At 52.0% G+C, this 18,967-nt stretch carries 12 protein-coding genes and 2 pseudogenes; 5 read left to right on the top strand and 9 right to left on the bottom strand.

From position 1 onward, the window contains the following. Positions 1–751: 751 nt before the first annotated feature. A complete protein-coding gene (locus tag ACYVAC_RS13595) occupies positions 752–1,234 on the bottom strand; it encodes a hypothetical protein (protein WP_461098240.1) in 483 nt (160 codons plus the stop codon). A gap of 1,186 nt (positions 1,235–2,420) precedes the next feature. Here ACYVAC_RS13595 and ACYVAC_RS13590 point away from each other — a divergent pair. Continuing rightward, positions 2,421–3,566 (top strand): annotated as a pseudogene (locus ACYVAC_RS13590) (IS3 family transposase). 73 nt (positions 3,567–3,639) lie between these two features. Here the strand turns inward: ACYVAC_RS13590 and ACYVAC_RS13585 are convergent. Next, a complete protein-coding gene (locus tag ACYVAC_RS13585; RefSeq protein ID WP_461098239.1) occupies positions 3,640–3,885 on the bottom strand; it encodes a hypothetical protein in 246 nt (81 codons plus the stop codon). A gap of 1,276 nt (positions 3,886–5,161) precedes the next feature. Between ACYVAC_RS13585 and ACYVAC_RS13580 the strand changes: the two genes are divergently transcribed. Further along, entirely contained in the window at positions 5,162–6,100 is a 939-nt protein-coding gene (locus ACYVAC_RS13580) for a ParA family protein (protein ID WP_461098238.1), read from the top strand. A 188-nt stretch (positions 6,101–6,288) separates the two neighbouring features. Here the strand turns inward: ACYVAC_RS13580 and ACYVAC_RS13575 are convergent, their stop codons facing one another. From ACYVAC_RS13575 to ACYVAC_RS13565, 3 genes and pseudogenes are all read right to left on the bottom strand, one after another. Continuing rightward, entirely contained in the window at positions 6,289–6,507 is a 219-nt protein-coding gene (locus ACYVAC_RS13575) for an integrase core domain-containing protein (RefSeq protein ID WP_461098322.1), read from the bottom strand. 199 nt (positions 6,508–6,706) lie between these two features. Further along, positions 6,707–7,132 (bottom strand): IS3 family transposase, encoded by a 426-nt coding sequence (locus ACYVAC_RS13570; RefSeq protein ID WP_461098237.1) that lies wholly within the window; start codon positions 7,130–7,132, stop codon positions 6,707–6,709. Further along, positions 7,129–7,353: pseudogene (locus tag ACYVAC_RS13565) on the bottom strand (transposase); the annotation flags it as partial. The gene ACYVAC_RS13570 and the pseudogene ACYVAC_RS13565, both read right to left, overlap by 4 nt. A gap of 250 nt (positions 7,354–7,603) precedes the next feature. On the opposite strand from ACYVAC_RS13565, the gene ACYVAC_RS13560 reads away from it, so the two are divergent. Further along, on the top strand, positions 7,604–7,819 hold the full coding sequence (locus tag ACYVAC_RS13560; protein WP_461098236.1) for a hypothetical protein: 216 nt from the start codon (positions 7,604–7,606) through the stop codon (positions 7,817–7,819). A 26-nt stretch (positions 7,820–7,845) separates the two neighbouring features. Here the strand turns inward: ACYVAC_RS13560 and ACYVAC_RS13555 are convergent, their stop codons facing one another. The 4 genes from ACYVAC_RS13555 to ACYVAC_RS13540 form a co-directional block, all read right to left on the bottom strand. Continuing rightward, the gene (locus ACYVAC_RS13555; protein WP_461098235.1) at positions 7,846–8,268 is read right to left on the bottom strand and encodes a hypothetical protein; all 423 of its coding nucleotides are present in this window, start codon (positions 8,266–8,268) and stop codon (positions 7,846–7,848) included. Positions 8,269–9,543: 1,275 nt separating this feature from the next. Beyond that, positions 9,544–10,245: a recombinase family protein gene (locus ACYVAC_RS13550; RefSeq protein ID WP_461098234.1), complete on the bottom strand. Its 702-nt coding sequence runs from the start codon at positions 10,243–10,245 to the stop codon at positions 9,544–9,546. 259 nt (positions 10,246–10,504) lie between these two features. Further along, positions 10,505–11,140, bottom strand: a complete 636-nt coding sequence (locus ACYVAC_RS13545) for a PIN domain-containing protein (protein WP_461098233.1) — start codon at positions 11,138–11,140, stop codon at positions 10,505–10,507. Next, positions 11,070–11,519: a helix-turn-helix domain-containing protein gene (locus ACYVAC_RS13540; RefSeq protein WP_461098232.1), complete on the bottom strand. Its 450-nt coding sequence runs from the start codon at positions 11,517–11,519 to the stop codon at positions 11,070–11,072. The genes ACYVAC_RS13545 and ACYVAC_RS13540 overlap by 71 nt, the downstream gene beginning before the upstream one ends. A gap of 1,162 nt (positions 11,520–12,681) precedes the next feature. Here ACYVAC_RS13540 and ACYVAC_RS13535 point away from each other — a divergent pair. Beyond that, on the top strand, positions 12,682–13,893 hold the full coding sequence (locus ACYVAC_RS13535; RefSeq protein ID WP_461098231.1) for a BclA C-terminal domain-containing protein: 1,212 nt from the start codon (positions 12,682–12,684) through the stop codon (positions 13,891–13,893). Positions 13,894–13,959: 66 nt separating this feature from the next. Beyond that, positions 13,960–17,937 (top strand): putative Ig domain-containing protein, encoded by a 3,978-nt coding sequence (locus ACYVAC_RS13530; protein ID WP_461098230.1) that lies wholly within the window; start codon positions 13,960–13,962, stop codon positions 17,935–17,937. Positions 17,938–18,967: the final 1,030 nt, after the last annotated feature.

Below are 18,967 nucleotides of genomic sequence, written 5' to 3'. Positions count from 1 at the left end.
CGCCGTTGGGCCGGTCGAAAAACTCACCACTTGATGCACTGCCGTTTGTGTTGTCGTCTATAACTCAACTAGTAAGAGCACCCAAAGCTAATAAGTTGAAAAGCGTAATGATAGGGTGTTTTCCCCATAGTTTACTGCGGATATTCCACCCGATGCCCCAGGGAACTAATGGATGAGCGTGCTATTGCACTGAATGACTTGCAACCTTTACATCCCTTGCCGGTAAGGCTGACTCGCGTCCTGTTGACCGGAGAAGCACCTACACGGAGCGGACAACAACGCACCTTCCGATAAGACCGAGCGCGAAGACTAACCGACTGGTTTTAAACCAAACGCGAAGCCCAAAACTGGCCTTGCCGAGATGTGCGCCTTGTCGCACGGACGCTGACCCGCAAACCTAAACCTAGCTAACCGAGACGTTTGGCCTGTCGACCGAAACGCCGAAATGGAAGCCAAAACTTCCCCTCGCGGGGCGCACCCTTTGTCGCAGGAGATGCAGAAATGGAAACCCACCACTTGCATCACCGGGACGTGCAGCCTGTCACACAGAAGACGGAACACGCACAAGCCAAATGTTTGGACTGTTCACCCAACGCCAACAGGGGCTGATGGATGAGGAAGCAAGTTACCTGAACAGACGTACCTGCCACCTTTACACCCCTGTTTGGTTGGGCTGCCCGGTTTACTGCTGCGGCCTGCCCCCTGTCGCCCGAGAGCGACCCCACAAGGTGAGAAGAAAAGTATGTTTTATTTATGAAAAAGTGTCGGATAATAGATGATAGCCAAATCTTTTTTCCAAGCTTTGACTCATCCGTAAAATATCACTGTATAGTCCACCTTCAATGCCATGTCCCATCCAACTATAATTATCAGAAAGACTACGTTGAAATTCCTTCAAACCACTGTTGAACGCAATATTGAGACCTTCTAATTTCATTGGCTTGTAGCGAGTTTCTTTTTCATACCTTAGGTAGCAACTTATATAATAAGTAACTAACCAAATATAATCGGAACTTTCGCAAAGTTTCAGCAAACCGTTAATTAATTCTTTCCATACATCTTCGTCCTTAGTTTTTTTGTAATACTCCACTATATTGAAAAAGACGGCATTTGAATCAGTAGGAGTATCTGCGAATGAATTAACTAATTCATAATCCTTCTGACCTGTCAGCAGAAAGTAGAAATCATTCTGGTTTATTGCTCTTTCAATTATATCTGAATCTATCATTTTCAATTTTTTTCTCTGTTCACTAATTTACTATGCACAAAATGCAGATAATAGTCTGCCTCTTATATAATCGGAATATGTCGACTATAAGCCATTTTAGGGCTAGCCTAACCTTCGATTTTGCCTTGTCGACCGGCGTTATTTTGTAGTCTGTCAACTAAGTGCGCCCTGTCGACCGGACGCTGGACTTTGCAGATCAGCTCAGACGAACACCAAACAAGTTAATGTACGTAAAACCGCGGAACTACTTCTGCCTGATAATCAGCGAAATCTAGTTCCGCGAATTTTGCCAGACAGACTCTAAGCTCCTCCTCCATTTCAGTAAGTAAAGGTATTGTTCGTCAAGTCTCCTGTTCGGGGAATCTGAATTGACTAAACGGTGTGTAGCATCAACCAGCCAACTACATAGGGTAAATCGGATCATACACACTAAAGGATAAGGCACGCGTGAAGAACGATTTTCAACATTTCATACAAATCATAATTTGTACAACGTTGAAAAATCTTGTTTACTGTATTTATTCGACAACTCTGCTGGTTACTATGGGTAAGATGAATAAAGCCCAACGCGCTACTCATACCAATCAAGGCAGTGGCTTGTCGATTAATTAGTAACCACTATACAAATTAGCTCTTGTCTGATCTCATCTACGTAACCTGCGTTACATACTGTACATGAGGTGGTCCGGTTTAGCGGCACACTGGATTTGTCAGATTTGTAAAATACTCCTGTTCAAACTGTTCGGGGCTTTTATAAACAAGGATGAATGCTTACTTACTCGGTTGTAATAAGCCTCAATGTACCGCGGCGGCGGACCGCTCAAAGATTTCAGTATGAGCATCTTCGGTACTCAGAAATACCCCGACTTAAGGGCGTTGTCGTAGGGATCGTCAGCCACTGTAGTGCGGCCCGACTCATGCTGAGCCTGAATCGAATTAATCCTTTTAACTCCGTTGATACGTATTGCCCCCCCAATCAGAATCAATAAACAAGACTACTTTAGGTTTTTGCCACCTCAAAGCCCGACGTAGTAACATAATAACTAATTCATCCCCCATCGTTTCACCCACCTGCCAGCCCACTATTCTACGCGAATACAACCGCGGTGACGGCACTCGCCTGTAAGCTTCCCGTAAAAGTATGCCAGTGAAAAGTAGAGTATTCTGTTTGACTTTTAACAAAGAGGAAAAAATGAATGCAAAGCGATTTAGCGAGGCCCAGATTGTGGCCATCCTCAACCAGCAACAGACAGGCTTGACCGTTGCTCAGATCATTTGTCAGCATAGTATCAGCGAAGCCACTTTCTACAACTGGAAAAGTAAGTACGGCGGTATGCAGGTCGCTGACGTTAAACGATTGAAAGACCTTGAAGCGGACGCCGCGCGGAAGAGAACCGGCGTCTGAAAAAAATGTATGCCGAGCTAAGCTTGGAGAACGAAGTCATTAAGGAGGCCCTTCAAAAAAAGTGGTGAGGCCTGCCGACCGCCGTCAGTTGGCGCAGTGGATGGTCAAAGGCGTTTAGCCAACGCCGGGCCTGTCGAGTGGCGGGCCTCAACCGCCGTAGCTACGACCGTTCCAGCAAGCCTCAATCGGATCAAGCCGTCGAACAGGCCATTGAAGCTGTGGCTCAGAAGCACCCAGGTTGGGGCTTTTGGCGGCCGCCGCGCGGAAGATTCATCACCGATTGCGTCGGCTTAATTATAGCTTCAACCATAAGCGGGTCTGGCGAGTCTACCGGCAGATGGGATTAAACCTACCCCGACGCCGACGTAAACGCCTACCAGCCCGACTGAGGCAACCCTTAACTCCCCCAGCAGCAGTGAATCAGACCTAGTCACTCGACGTCATGCGGCCGCCGCGCGGAGCGATGCATTACGGGACGGTCGCCGGTTTCGGACGTTGAACGTCTTAGACGACTATAACCGGCAGGCCTTGGGGATAGAAATAGACTAATCTTTACCAGCCGGGCGGGTGGTTCGGCTGTTGTAGCGCTTAATCGACGCCTACGGTAAGCCCACTAAACTACGTTGTGACAACGGCCCGCGCGGCGGTCGCCCGAGTTTATCAGTGCGATCCTGAGCGAATGGTGTGAGCCGAACGGCATTGAACTGCATTGGATTCAGCCCGGTAAGCCGACCCAGAATGCCTACATTGAGCGGTTCAATGCGGGGCCGCCCGTGCGGGAGTTTTCGGCGGGAAGTACTGGATGTATATTCATTTGCTAACTTAGCTCAAGTACGTGAGATTGTCGGTGGATGGTTAGACGACTATAATACCAAGCGACCGCATCAGGCGTTGGGCTTTCTAACACCGATGGAGTACAAACAAGCGGTTTAGGCTCTAACCGCAACTGGCGTACTGAACGGGGGATAACACATACAGAGGTCATGGACATTCCCGATGGTGTAGACTACGCCCAGACTGCCTGCCAGATAAGCAAGCCTATCTTCCAGCGAGTGGGCCTGATCATCAGATAGGTCCGGAAGCGGGTGATTTGGGTGGTATCGAGTTTGCCCAGATAAGTGGGCAGTTTGGGTTTGGTGAAGGCCTGGATGCCCTCTTCTAGGTAGGTCTTCCAAACGCGTTGGGCTTGTCGCAACCCCATATTGACCAGAGCCCCCGCTTTTTTCTGGGTATTAGCCTGTTGGACTTTCAAGAGTCGGATGAAGCGAATATGATCGCACTGGCTAGGATCAACAATCTGCCTTTCAAGCTATTGTAGTTCGTCTACCGACTGGGCTTATCTTCGTGGTGTAATCCATAGCTAAAGATACGACCTACAGCTTCTGAATTAGTATACGAATATTACCAGCCCTCAAACCTAAAGGGCGGCCCGGTTTGCAAAAGCATCCCGTCCCGAATCAGCGCGTGGTTTCGTGCTCGTCGCCAAGCATTGGGTCGTTGAGCGTAGCATTGCCTGGACCAATCGCACGGGCGCCCCCGTTCTTTCGTCGTGTGATCAAAGATTACGAGCACAGCATATAATCTTCGATGTGCTGGATCTATCTGGCCAACATTCAGATTGTGTTGCAGCGAATACAGCCTTCAAGCCAAGTCTAATTCCAAAACACGCTCTAAGTGATTCACAAATTTACTGTCTTTTGTTAGTGTCTTGTTCAAAATTGTCGGAAAACATACTACCCAGTATGATTATTATTACTATTTCTGTTTATAAATAGATCATAGATAAATTCTCCAGAGGGGTATTTTAAAGCTCATATCAGGGATTAATATCTTGTTGATTTTATCAAACCTGCAGCTATCAAACCTAGTATTTTTTTTCAAAAAACCCTTCTATTGGCTGGAAACGCGGTTTTCGGGTTACAGGTTAGTATCGATAAGTAAATGTTTTCGATACTAACCTGTAATCCGAAAAAACCGCGTTTCCAGCTAACAGAGGCCTATTTTTTAGTACTACATATGATCATTTTATAAATTTACTTATTGTATATCATTGATCTACAACACATTAATCCACTGAAATTTCATCATTCATGATATATATGGCTTCCTATTTATAATAAATTTTTTTGAGTCATTCATATACTGAATTCATGTAGCTGTTATTCAAAATAAACGACTTTAATACTTGAATAGCTATAAACTATATGATTAACAAACTATCTCAGTTGATCATACTATCTGGCTTGTTTGACCAATAACTACTGGCGAAAAATCATTTTATAATTTTTATTCTGTATCAGGATAATAGCTGAAAGACAGACGAATTTTTTAAAAAATTTGGTTAAAATTCCTTATTCCTATATACCCATAATTTAAACCATAAATCATCAATTGGTAACTCAGGTTTTCTGTCTCGTATATTCTAGATATAATTGCAGCTTCTATTAATTCATGTGGAGGTCCAGGGATCTGCTGGCTTCAAATAAACCTAAGCTGATTTTATGTATAATTCAACCAAACAAGATCCTATGATTAATCAGGAGCAACTCACAGAGCCAAAGGACATGTTTGAGGATAGGGCTCAATCGACGATAGCGTCGAGTCCCTTACAGCCATCCTCGCGTCGGAGAAAAGAGGCACTTAGCGAGTTTACCTTGGGTCCAGAATATTGGCCAATACAAAATTCAGTTCTAACTCAGAATGTGTTGCCTGATAATGGCCAGGCAGAAGTTATTGCTGTTATAAACCCCAAAGGAGGAGTGGGTAAAACAACCACAGCTCATAACGTTGGTTACAACTTATCAAGCTTAGGGTATAGGGTCCTTGTCGTAGACCTTGATCCTACAGGCAATCTCTCTCAAGGACTTGGCGTAGAGAAGCCCATAAAACAGGTGTATGATGCCGTTTTCTTAGGTGAAGCCTTACCAATTGAGTCCATTACCGAAAACTTTGATTTGGCTCCTTCCGGTTCGAAACTCTATAGTTGTGAAATACCATTGGCAGTGGCTAAGGAAGGTATTTACCAACTTCGTAACGTGCTACTACCTATACTTTCGTCATACGAATATATCTTAATAGATTGCCCTCCTGGCCTTGGCATATTCTCAGACATGGCCCTAGTAGCCTCAGACTCGTGTTTACTCCCTATACAACCTGAAATACTAGCGGCCATAGGAATTAAAAGGCTCATAGCACGTATTGATTTTGTGCAACGAGAACTGAATGAAAAGCTTCGTCTTAAAGGTTTCGTCTTTACAATTGTTCATCAGCGTCTGGTAGAGCACCAGCAGCTGATGGCAACGATAAAGGACATGATGGGCATTTATTATAATTTCAAAACAGTCATCCATACCAATGTCGACATACCAGTATCACAGTCTATGAATAAAAGTATGATACAGTATAAGAAGGGTTCTGTTGGATCAAAGGAATATACTCTACTAACTGAAGAACTTATACAACTATAGTGTACCCCATTCTTTGTACAACCATTTGGCCAAACGAAATGGTCAGTTGATAGATTTATTTTGTTTTTCTTTCCCTTCTATCAAGACTTTTGCCGGTGTGCGGTAGTTCAGCGACTGGTGGGAACGTTGGTGGTTATAGTACTGAAAATGGGCTATTCTCCGTTTCGTACGCCAGTTGCGGTTAGAGTTTAAGCCGCTTCTGTAAACTCCATTGGCGGTAAAAAGCTCAAGACTTGGTGCGGCCATTTGGTGTTATAATCGTTTAGCCATCTATCAATGACCTCGCGCACTTGTGATAAGTTAGCGAACGAATACGCGTTGAGCGCCTCTCGGCGGAAAGTGCCATTGAACCGCTCAATGTACGCATTCTGGGCCGGCTTGCCTGGCCGAGTCCAACATAAGTCAATGCATTGCTGCTCAGACCATTCGCAGAGCAGTACACTAATAAATTCCGGCGGTCGCCGCGTGGGCCGTTGTCACAGCGTAATTTGGCTGACACCCTATAAGCGTCTATCAGGCGTTGCCGTAATCGGATTACCCGTCCAGCCGGTAAAGAGTAGTCGACTTCTACCCCTAGGGCCTGCCGGTCATAATCGTCCAACACGTTCAACGTTCGAAATCGGCGACCATCCCGCAGCGCATTGCTCCGCGCGGCGGCCACGTAAAGTCCAATGACCATACTTGATTTGCGGCCGTCGACACCGTTAGGGGCTGGCGCAGTCTAGCGGGTAGCCGTTTGCCTCTACGACGGGGTAAATTTAGTCCCATCTGGCGGTACACGCGCCACACCCGTTTTTGGTTGAAGACCTGTCCCAACCGTCGTAAGCGGTGATGAAACTTCCAGAAGCCCCAGCCCGGATGCTGGCGAGTAATGTCTTTAATGGCCTGCTCGACGGGCTGATCAGGGCGTCGTCTGGCTTGGTAGTCATAACTACGTCGAGCCAAACCTGCTATCCGGCAGGCACGGCGCTGACTGAGGCCTTTGGCGTTGACCAGCCATTGAGCTAATTGACGCCGGTCGGTAGGCCTCACCACTTTTTTCGCAAGGTCTCCTTAACTACCTCACGGTCTAAACTTAGCTCAGCATACATTTTTTTAAGCCGCCGGTTCTCTTCCGCGCGGCGTCCGCTTCTAGGTCTTTCAATCGTTTGGCCTCGGAAATCTGCATTCCCCCGTACTTCTGTCGCTCCGGCGCCCCGGTTCCAGTTGTAGAAAGTTGCCTCACTAATGTCATGTTCACGGGTGATGTGGGCGACAGTAGCCCCCTATTTGCTGTTGCTGAATAATAACTACGATCTGGGCCTCACTGAATCGATTTGCTGTCATGTTTCCTCCCCGCGCGGCGGCCGCCTTTGTGAAAAGATAAATAGAATCCTCTACTTCCCACTGGCCTACTTTCAAGTGAAGCGTACAACTCAACAGCCCGAGTGAGATCATTGAGTAGACTGGCTGGCCCGACAGCACATTCTGATCAGCGCGCCGGTCCTGCCTCATCTAGTCGTCATGGTCGAGATCAAAGTAGGAAAGCCAACGCTGCAGGTATCTGATGCCTTTTTGGCTATGTCGCGTCTCGACTTCCGCCAACAGGTGTGCAAGCTTATGGCAATTCCTCTTTACTGCGTTGCAGCAAAAACGCCAGCAGAATTAATCCCCCTGCTGGCGCTAACACTTATACACCACATGAACATGGACGACTACAACACCTGTAACATTTATTAATTTTTTTTGTGGTATATCCAAAAACACTATCCATGAGTAATAACAGGGCTCCCGTTTTTGATTAAATCCTGCAGGAAAGCTTTGTCGCTCTTAAGTTCTTTGATCGTTTCTTCTTTTTCAGCCAGCTTTTCTTGGGCATAACGAAGCTGCTCTTTCAATGAGTCAACGTCGTCTCCAGCTTCTATAACATGATCTTCAGATAGCTTACCCTGAAAAAGATACACCTCGCTGAACTCGTCCTTATACCCGAGTTTGACCTGACATATCGTATCCAGCGATGGATTGTACCCTTGCACTACGCTGTTTCTCAGCGCATGGATACTGCAGTTAGTCCTGCTAGATACCTCCTTAATACCTCGTTCCTTAACGAACTCTACAAAACGGTCCCTGATCTGCTTACTGTAGGCTTTGGCTTCCTCGCTAACACCTTTTTTTACATCTTCGGCCATATCGTCGTTGTGATTATATGTAATTTAACTTCGATTTACATTACAAATATACACACGACATTCACGAAAACAAAACGATTATCATTTTTTTTAATATTCATCGATTATTATCTATCTGGCTATCGATTTCCATTATTGTCTTAGTACGTTAGACTCCCTGTATCGCATCAGACCATTCACACGTCTCAATATTACACTATTGCTGCCGGAACACCGGCTGAGTTCATTCCGATGTCGATAGATGTCATTTCGTATCACATATACAGAACCGCACACCGTACACATACAACGAATTGACCGAAATTGCATTTATCTAAGTTAACGATACGTCTATTATACTGGCGGACGTCTGGGGCTGGCAGAAGAACGCCCATTTCCGCGATGCCGACTGCGGCCGTCGCTTTGGCAAGATGTTTTTGAGTAAAGCCGAAATGCGTCGTGCTGCCAGATGCACGATGAAATGGGTTATCAGTATTGAAGACGAGCGCGACTAATGTCGATCCTATTGTCGTTACGCCCATGTTTTGACGCGAGAAGCGCAGTTGACCCGCTGCTGCATCAGTCGGTGATGACGGCTGTTACGTTTTACGGCGGGCTTGATAAGCCAGCTGACGACAGGATTCACTACAGTGATTCACTACAGTACTGAGTGCGTTTGTGAATGCTGAGGCATGGCATGCAGCAATGTGAGCAGTTGCGCGTCTGGCTGGGGCGGGGTCGGTAGTGGCCCATAGGTTTATTTTGCGTGAAACAATACGATACTTCACGCGAATGTAGTGCCACACCAGGTTTACAGTGCCCGCTAGTCCCCCCCGGCCCGCTATTGGTATCAACTGGTGGATTCAAGCGGCTCCAGGATGCCGGTTAGGACGATGAACTTGCTGGAACGGCCGATTGAGCCTCAGGTTTTTCCAGTCGGTTGGCTAGTGAGCCGCGTAAGTCCACTCGGTAGTGCGCTGGTTCTGCCCAGCTCGTAAACTCATCAGCCACTCTCCACTAACTATTGAAAATAGGGGTTGAAAAGCTATTCACCACGCTATTTCGTACTGTCTCAACCGTTGAACTAATCCTATTGAAGCCAATAGGTCCACGAAACAGGGCAAAAGTGGGCAAAAGGCGGGTTGCCAGTCCACCAAAAGGGGGCAAAAAGTGGGGTAAAAGTGGTCATCCAGTATATACTTTTGTATCACTTTTCCGCGATGCGGCGGCCGCCAGTGGAAGTACAGTTTAGTCGGCTGACAAGCCGGTCCACCGGATCCTGGCCCGCCCCGATCCTCAGTCTAATGCCAGCCGGTTGGCTAGGCGGATCACCTGCGTGGCCTGAAACTGCCCGCCCCGGGCCGTCACAAAGCCCGCCCGGTTCAGTCGCTGGGCGATCGCCAGATGGCTTAGTCCCGCTGCCCGCAGGGCCCTGATCAACTCGGTCGCCTTTCGGTTGTGCTCGTTGTCGGCCGCCCGTCGACGGTTCGACTCGGCCGCTTTCATCGATACCTCGGGCTGGCTAAACGAGTTGGCCCCCTTGCGCCACTGGCCGATGCGGAGCAGTTTCTCATCGAGCGCTTTCTTAGTGCGCTCGATGATCAGCTTGCGCTCCTGCTGGGCCAGGGCGGCAAAGATGTGAATAGTGAACTCGTTGGCATCAGGCATGTCGGCGCAAACGAAGCTCACGCGCGAATCCATCAAGGAAGAAACAAACGTCAGATTCCGACTCAGCCGGTCGAGCTTGGCAATGACCAGGCGGGCGTTGTGCTGCTTGGCGAACTGCACGGCCTGGGCCAGCTGAGGACGCTGATCATTCTTCCCGGATTCGATATCGCAGAACTCCCCGACGAGTAAAGTCTGGTCTTTGACAAAGCCAATGACACTGCTGCGCTGGGCGTCGAGGCCCAAACCGGACTGACCCTGCTTTTTGGTGGAAACCCGGTAGTAAGCCACGAAGGTCTGCGGTGGGGCAAGGGATAGTGGTGGGGTTTGCATAGGGCAAGATAGTGTTCCACGCCTGTTTTACAGCACTAGTATGAGCATACTAGTTCTGTAAACCCAGCCCAATAACCCAGCAAGTAGTGATAGCTCACCGGACTTTTCATCAGCTACCCACCCCTGACCTCAAGCAAAGCAACAGTTGACGATCACTTCACTACAGAAGCACTGGCTGATTGACCAGCGGCAGAAACCACTCGCTTTCGGTAAAGTCAGGAAAGCGATCGAAAACCAGCACGTAGCGACAAACTGCCCGTCAGAGCAAACGCCTGAATCGGTCAGCAGTTTCGGACAAACCGACTTTGCTGAATGTGGCCAGCACCTGCTCCCGTGTCAGAGGTGGATTCTTCAGGTAGGAAACCTGCTGCTCAAAAGCCAGCAGCGCCTGGCTAGGATCCGCATCGATCAGCTCAGCGATAAATTGGTCCGGATGCTGAATCACCAAGTCGAACGGGCTCAATATTGATTCAGGAAAGTCCTTCAGATTGGCCGTGACCAGTACATCAGCCTGACAACGGATCGCAGCGGCCAGCACATGACGATCGTCCGGGTCAGGCAATATCAGGGAGTCAATCAGGCCTTCATGGTGCATAACGGTGGCATCCGGGAAAGCGTTGTTCATGGCCTGCGTTGTCCGCTGCAACTGAGTAGCTGTTAGTTCGGGTCGATTCGCCAACAGGTTCCGGGTCCACTCCTGATGAATCTGATCGGTCCACGTCGGTCTATACAACCCCACGTCGGCCAGGTTGAGTAACAGATCCCGAATCGGGCGGGGTAGAGGACACAGGCATCGAGTAAAGCCACCAACGGGTACGAATGGATCATTCGTAGCCCAGGTTGAGTGCCTGCGCCTGCTCAGCCAGAAACTGCAGACCCGCTTTCCGGGCCACATGACGCCCAGCGTCGTAAGCCAGTACGTCGTCGAGTCTTACTCGACGATGGCTGCCTGTCTTGTGAAACGGAATGGCCCCTTCTTCCAATAGCTTGACCATATGCGGTCTGGAGATATTCAGTAGTTCAGCGGCCTGCTGGGTTGTCAGCTCCGCATCGGAGGGAATCAGCGAAACGGCCCTGCCCTGAGCCATGCTATCGAGAATAAAGGCTAGCAGCTGCAGGGCTTTAGTAGGAATGGTAAAGGACTGTTGAGTTCCGCGGAGCTGGATGTTGACACTATCCGCTGTTCGTTCGGCCAGCGCAGCGCTAAAGCCCGCCAGTGATTCCCGAGCTACGCGTTGCTCGTGCAGGGTAGGTTTCTCCATAACAGCTTCCATTGGTCTGTCGTATTCGTGCACAAAACTAATAAACGAAATAAACGAAACAACGGTTCAACTGATTGCTTGGTTGCCGGAGCGATCGGTCGGATCACGTGAATAAGCTTATGAGTTAACCGTGGCCATGGCTGAACGAATCAACTGGCCTCTAAGCCGGAGGCTCACGTTGCTTTCCGGAANGTGCGGTTCCAGTGCGGTTCCAGTGCGGTTCCAGTGCGGTTCCAGTGCGGTTCCAGTGCGGTTCCAGTGCGGTTCCAGTGCGGTTCCAGTGCGGTTCCAGTGCGGTTCCAGTGCGGTTCCAGTGCGGTTCCAGTGCGGTTCCAGTGCGGTTCCAGGTCAGAAGCTCGCGCTTCTGACCTGGGCATTTAGCTACCTATCGTGGATCAACACACGCAAAGCGAGTCTACCTATCCATCGTTCGACTTGGCAGGTTGCTATCACAAGCGGGTTGAGCTACCCACATCACCTAGGCTCCTTACGTTAGACAGGTCCAGTTTAGTCGGGGAAGGTTAATGCTACTTGTTTAACAACACCCATCTTAAATCGCTGTCGGTCTGAAAAGACCCGACTAAGCGTAGCATCGTAGCTGCCAGAAGACATCTTGTCCTCTGTAGGGTGGAAATCGCTCCCCTCGGCGAAACCGTAGACTAGTGGCCGCATGTCCCACCGCTTTCCATACTCCACTTTCAGGGCAGCGTTCGTGGGTGCGTACTTGAGTACCTAAAGGCGTTTTCATAAGTCAACTAAAAAAGAGTCAAAACGACAGACCTACTTCCCATTTGCGCCTTTTCTTGTGCTGGTTGGCCCTTTCTGGCGTGAAGCTTCCTGGTAGGAAAAGCAAACTACTGAGCCAGGTTCTCAGCGCATTCTGTTGTACCCACCGCTCGACTAGCACCGCCTATCAACCACAAACCTACTCACGGATCAACAGGGCCAATGCCTCTCAGTTGCTGGTAGACGATCTCGCTTATCAAGTTGAGTGTTGCTGTACAAGGTATCAACCATACACTGGTCAGTTCAAGCGACACCGGATCCGTAGCTTATTAAGTATACTTATAAAATAAATAAGAACATAAAATATTACCTTTTAATATATATAGTATCCTATGGACAGGATAGGTATAAATATTGAGCTATGTACGCAAACTAAGACCATTAGATCATGAAACGATTCTACCTCTTTTGCCTACCTTTTCTCCTCCTTCTTTCCTTAACCGCTACTGCTCAAGTCGGCATTGGCACTACCACACCAGATGCCAGTGCTCAACTGGAAATTAAAGCTGCCAATAAAGGACTACTTATTCCCCGCGTCAACAGTACAAGCGACGTAAGTAGCCCGGCCAACGGGCTTCTGGTATACCAGACGGGGGGAACCTCGGGTTTTTACTACAATAACGGCTCGGCAGAAAGTCCTGTCTGGCTCTTGTTGAGTACGAATTCCTCCACTACACCAACTGGTTCAGCGGGTGGCGATCTGACCGGTAGCTATCCCAATCCAACTTTGGCTTCGGGTGTCGTTACGGCTGCCAAAGTAGCTGACGGTGCCATTACCCTGGCTAAGGTAAACCCATCAGGCGCCTTGCCAGGTCAGGCACTTTTATACGATGGCACGAACCTCGTCTGGAGCAGCCCCCAGGCGACAGTCGCTGACGGTAGCATTACAAACGCAAAGGTTGCGTCAAGTGCGGCTATCAGTTACAGTAAGCTGAGTCTGACCAATTCGATCCAGAACTCAGATATTGTCGCCAACGCGATTACGACCAGCAAAGTGGCCAACGGAACCATTACAACCTCGAAGATGGCTGACAGCTGCGTTTCCAGCTTAAAACTGCTGACCTACGCCGTTACCACCAGACATATCGCCAAGCAAGCTATTACGACGGATCGGCTGAATTACTCAGGTGCCACGACGGGCCAGGTATTAACTTATAACGGAACAAATGTAGTTTGGGCCACGCCAACCGGGGGAACAGGAACGGCTACCTACGGCTACGGCACGAATTCATCAGGGTCTATAATTGCAGTGGTTCTTGGCGGTACCAACATCCCGCTACCCAATAACCAAGTTCTTCAGAACGTAACCGCCAACGGATCAAATACGGCCTTTACCGTATCGGCGTCGGGTACGTACCGAATTCATTACGCTATTAACCTAACGGCCAACCTGCTGGCCTCATCACGGCTGCTGCTGAATGGTACAGAGGTCACAGCCAGTGTACTCAACTCCTCACAAGCCAGAAACAGCTATTCTGCCGAAACCATCCTCAACTTATCGGCCGGGGACGTCCTGAATGTTCAGCTGTACGGACTGTTAGGAGCCGCTACGCTTATATCGGGTCAGGGAGCAGCGCTCACCATTCAGCAAGTGCGATAGGCGACACAACGCCATCTGAGGAGTCTCGCTACCAATCCATCAATCGCACATCTTGCTGTCGTACCCATGAAGCATATCTTAATTACAATCGGGGCACTGGTGTTGTCCAGTTTGCAGGTGACAGCTCAGGTCGTCAACCAGGGGACTTTTTACATCAGTAGTGGTACGCCGGTCGCTACGAATGAAGCGTTTACAAACGCGGGCGTGCTCACCAATCGAGGCACCTTAGTGCTTCGATCAGATTTAACGAACTCGGCACAGTTCGATGCCAGTCAGGGCGAAGGCATAGTGGCAGGTAGTACCCTGCAGACGATCAGTAGTGTCAATCCCCTGTCATTTCAAAAACTAACGGTTCAGAACACAACCAGTGGCGAATCGATCCGACTAAACTCTTCGGTGGAGGTGACAGGGCAGTTGGCATTCACCACGGGCGTTATCAAAACGACCGCTGCCAACCCATTGTTGCTGGGCGAATCCGCTCAGGTTACCGGGGCTGGTAATGGTGCCCACGTGGTCGGGTACGTTAGTAAAACCGGGAACACGGCGTTCGTTTTTCCGCTGGGTAACGGCTCCGTCTATCGGCCCGCTTACATAGCTCCCCAGGGACTACCGACAATGACCTTGACGGCCGCTTATATAGAGTCCGCCCCGGCAACCAGCAACCGGTCCGCCTGTTTACAGGCACTCTCGGACAAGGAATACTGGACAATCAATGGCTCAGGATCGGCTCAGGTAGGACTACCCTATCAAAACGTAGCCACATCGTCCGACATTACCGGCAACCTGCCTGGCTTGCGGGTAGCTCGTTTAGGTACTGTCTGGGAGGCCATGACATGCATTGATAATGGCGGTATTACGCAGGGGTTTGTGCTCAGTCAGGGTATTCAGCCCCAGCTCGGCCAGTTCACCTTAGCCAAACAGGGGTTATCGACCCAGATTCTTACCCAGCCGGTCTCGGCATCGACCGTGTGTCTGGGCGGATCAGCCACGGTTTCGGTAGTCGCTACGGGAGAAAATCTCAGCTACCAGTGGCAGAAAGATGGGCAGCCCTTAGCCGGTCGGCAGAGTGCGACCCTGCCACTGTCGCTCATTGGCCAAGCTGATGCGGGTACGTATACGGTCGAGGTAACGGGCACCTATGGCACTGTGACATCGACAGGATTTATACTGACTGTCAGCCAGCCGGTAGCTTCACTGATCAGTAGCGGTCCGATTACCTGCTCCAGCACGTCTACTACGTTAACCGCCACCGGCGGGGATAGTTATAGCTTAAGTGACGGGCAAACCAGTATGTCGGGCCGTTTCATCGTGCGTGCTACTGGCATTTACTCTGTGACCGCCACGACGCCCCAGGGCTGTACAGCCGTCGCCCAGACTGGCGTGAATGCATACGTGCAAACGCCGTCGGTATCCTTGAGTAACAATGGTCCGCTCAGTTGCGCCAGACCAACCGTTACCTTGACGGCTGACTCCTACGTGCCAAACTGCGCGGCTATCTCGTATTCGTATAGTGGTCCCGGCCTGGTCAACCCGGCGGCCTCGTACGGTACAGCCGACGTGACCCTGGCGGGCGTCTATTCGGTAACACTAACCGACGCTTACGGGTGCACGGCAACCGCACAAACCACAGTAGCCGCCAACCAGAGCGCCCCAGCCGCTCAACTGGTGAGCGACGGGTTGCTCAGTTGCGCTAAGCCAAGCGTCTTACTGACAGCCAGTGGGGGCAGTTCGTATCAATTCAGCGCCGGTGCCACTCAGCTCAATGGCGGTAACACCGCATCGGTTAGCATAGCCGGCATTTACAGCGTTACCGTAACTACTGTTGATGGGTGTACTGCCACAGCACAGACTACGGTTACGGAGAATACGGTCTTACCCACCGTTAGTCTGGCTAACGATGGGCCCCTGACCTGTGCCAAAACGACGGTGACCCTGACGGCCGCCGGTGCGGGTAGCTACCGCTTCAGTGAGGGCGCGGCCCAGCTCGGCACCAGCAATCAGGCGTCGGTCAGTACCCAGGGCGTCTACAGCGTAACCGTCACGGCCCCCAATGGCTGCTCGGCCACGGCCCAGACCCTAGTCGAGCTCAATGCTACCCTCGCGGCTCCGACCTTAACGGCCTCCGCCCTGGGCACCGAGAATACCCCCATCAGCGTGACGGCCAGCGGCTGCAGTGGCACCATCACCTGGACAGCGACGGGGGGGACCGGTACGGCCGATGGCGCGCTCTACACCGTCACCCAACCCGGCAACTACGGGCTGACGGCCACCTGCACGGTGGGAAGCTGCACCAGCCCGGCCGCGCCGGCGCTGACCCTGCAGATTCGGCCCGGCGGCTTTGCCATCCGGTCCGTCGATCTGGTGCGCTGTCAGCTAATCGACGCGGGTCGCGGGCAGTATGAAATCAGTTTGACGCCCCAGTACAGCGGCCTGAGTGGGTCGCCCGTCAGCTTCGGGGTAACCAATGAACTGGCGACCACCACGGCCCCGGGCCCCTATACGCTGCGGCTTTATGCCGACAATGCCACCATCGCGCTGGTGGCCAGCCAGCGTGAGGACCAGGCCACCTACCGCTTCAACTGGCTGGCCGCCTGCACTAGTAGTGAGCCGGCCCCCAACCGCCCGCCCCTGGCGCAGGCCATCCCCGATCAGGTGCTGATCGTCGGGCAGCAATACGGCCTCGAACTGACCAGCTACTTCACCGATCCGGACGGACAACCGCTGACCTTCAGCTCGACGAGCCTGCCCGCCGGCCTCCAGCTGAGCGGCAGTCGAATCACGGGAAGCCCGATCCAGCCGGGCTCGACCACGGTGCAGGTGACGGCGCTGGATCCGGGTGGCCTGCCGGTGGTGGGCAGCGTGCGGCTGCGCGTCGATCCGGCACCGGTCACGCCCACGCCGGGCGTGTTCGCGATCGCCGGCGTGACGGGAGTGCGTTGTGAGACGCTGAGCGCAGGGGAGCGGCAGCTGAGCTTCTCGCCGGTGTATGCCGGCCTGACGGGGGAGCCCCTGCGTTTCGGGGTGACCAACGAACTGGCCGCCACCAGTGCCCCGGGTCCCTACTCGCTGCGGCTTTATACGGACAATCCTCTCATCACCCTGACGGCCACCCAGGGGAGCAGCACCGTCACCTATCGCTACGACTGGCTGGCCTCCTGCCCGACGGGTTCGACGACGCCACCGGCTGCGAATCGCCCGCCCGTGGTCGGGACGGGGCTGGGCCATCAGACCGCGCAGGCTGGGCAGGGTTACACGCTGTTCATTCCGGCGGGTGCGTTTACCGATCCGGACAACGATCCGCTTGGACTCAGCGTCAGCGGCTTACCGGCCGGGCTGACCTTCTCCGCGGCCCAGCCTGCCATCACCGGCACACCGGCTCAGGCGGGCAGTTGGGTCGTGCAGGTGACAGCGACTGACCCGGGCAACCTGTCGACCAGTTTCAGCTTTGTGCTGACAGTCCAGTCGGCCACGCCCCCGACGCCCACGCCGGGCGTGTTCGCGATCGCCGGCGTGACGGGGGTGCGTTGCGAGACGCTGAGCGCGGGGGAGCGGCAGCTGAGCTTCTCGCCGGTCTATACCGGCCTGACGGGGGAGCCCCTGCGTTTCGGGGTAACCAATGAGCTGGCGGCCACCACGGCCCCGGGCCCCTACTCGCTGCGGCTTTATACGGACAATCCCCTCATCACCCTGACGGCCACCCAGGGGAGCAGCACCGTCACCTATCGCTACGACTGGCTGGCAGCCTGTGGGACGACGCCCAACGGTCGTCAGGCCGTCGCTGAAGCCGCTCGTGGGCTATCGGTGATTGTGCTGGGCAACCCGGTCGTGGGGGAGTCGGTCGACGTAGTCATACGCGGGGTGGGTGGCCAGGCGGTGACGCTGAGTCTGTTCGATCTGGCCGGCAACCGGCTGCATCAGCAGTCGATTGCGCAGGCCGCAGCTGACGAGCGGGTGGTGATACCGTTTTCGGCTCGTCAGGCCATCACCATCCTGAAGGTGAGTACGGCGACGCACCAGCAGACAGTCAAGCTGATACGCCCCTAGTCCGTTCACTGTTGAATGCCACAAAGGCCCAGCTACCAGGTAGTTGGGCCTTTGTTTGTAGGCTGTCGAAATCGGCGGCAGGATTATGCCAGTAGCCTGACGACAGCGCGTATTCCCCATTTGCCCGTGCAGCCGCATGGCCTGCACAAATCGCTCAGGCGAACCCGTTCGTCCGATATCTGCTCATCGATCAGGCGCATCCGGTTCTGCTGCGGCCTGCTGGCGGTAGGTGGTCTTCAGGCCGATCGGGCGACAACAAAGCAAGACTCATTACCCCATCAATTCTCCGCCCACTCCTGGAGCGTACGTCTTTCCACTACGATGTCGCTTAGAAGCAATTGCGGCTCGTCGAGGAAAAGGCTGATCCCCTGGCTGTACCGGGTGCGTTGATACAGCCCGCTTAATCTGACAGGCGTTGCGAACCGAATGAGCACATTGGGTGACCTGCCCACTACTTTGGCTAGATTATCGGCGGCCACCTTACGGGAATCAACGTTCACGGGCTCAGCCTGGGTAATACTCGCCAGGGGAACGTAAGCCCGCCAGAAGAAACCGACCCAAATCCGTAATCACCCCTCGGTTAACAGAGTGGGCCGTTTACGAAGCGACACCAGACAGCCGATTACAATCCGCATGGAGTACAGGCGCAGTCCAACCAGCAGCCAGGCTGTTGGCGCTTGCCAGCGTCTGACGAACAGGTGAACCACCAACGTTTCTACTCCGCCCACCAGTAGCACCGTGACGCCCAGCGCTGTTACCCCCTACCTACCCCCAGTTGGAATCAATAAGAAGCAGCTAGTAGTCGTGCTTATAAGATGAGCCTTATTGGGCCACGCACGGGTTTAGACGAGTTGTCATGGCTACCCATCTATAATCCCTTGACCAAAACACGTCGTAAAATGGACAACAGGTCGCTTACCTGCAGACCACTTCCGCACCACTTCCGCACCACTTCCGCACCACTTCCGCACCACTTCCGCACCACTTCCGCACCACTTCCGCACCACTTCCGCACCACTTCCGCACCACT

This window comes from Spirosoma luteolum (assembly GCF_054778875.1).
The sequence above is the reverse complement of the archived record's forward strand: the minus strand, read 5'-3'. Positions and strand labels throughout refer to the sequence as shown.

What these genes read in the sequence shown, in the direction of transcription:
- ACYVAC_RS13530 (WP_461098230.1), top strand. Translation starts at nt 13,960, where the DNA reads ATGAAGCATATCTTAATTACAATCGGGGCACTGGTGTTGTCCAGTTTG.
- ACYVAC_RS13550 (WP_461098234.1), bottom strand. Translation starts at nt 10,245, where the DNA reads ATGCAAACCCCACCACTATCCCTTGCCCCACCGCAGACCTTCGTGGCT.
- ACYVAC_RS13560 (WP_461098236.1), top strand. Translation starts at nt 7,604, where the DNA reads ATGGTCGAGATCAAAGTAGGAAAGCCAACGCTGCAGGTATCTGATGCC.
- ACYVAC_RS13580 (WP_461098238.1), top strand. Translation starts at nt 5,162, where the DNA reads ATGATTAATCAGGAGCAACTCACAGAGCCAAAGGACATGTTTGAGGAT.
- ACYVAC_RS13555 (WP_461098235.1), bottom strand. Translation starts at nt 8,268, where the DNA reads ATGGCCGAAGATGTAAAAAAAGGTGTTAGCGAGGAAGCCAAAGCCTAC.
- ACYVAC_RS13545 (WP_461098233.1), bottom strand. Translation starts at nt 11,140, where the DNA reads ATGTGGCCCGGAAAGCGGGTCTGCAGTTTCTGGCTGAGCAGGCGCAGG.
- ACYVAC_RS13540 (WP_461098232.1), bottom strand. Translation starts at nt 11,519, where the DNA reads ATGGAAGCTGTTATGGAGAAACCTACCCTGCACGAGCAACGCGTAGCT.
- ACYVAC_RS13535 (WP_461098231.1), top strand. Translation starts at nt 12,682, where the DNA reads ATGAAACGATTCTACCTCTTTTGCCTACCTTTTCTCCTCCTTCTTTCC.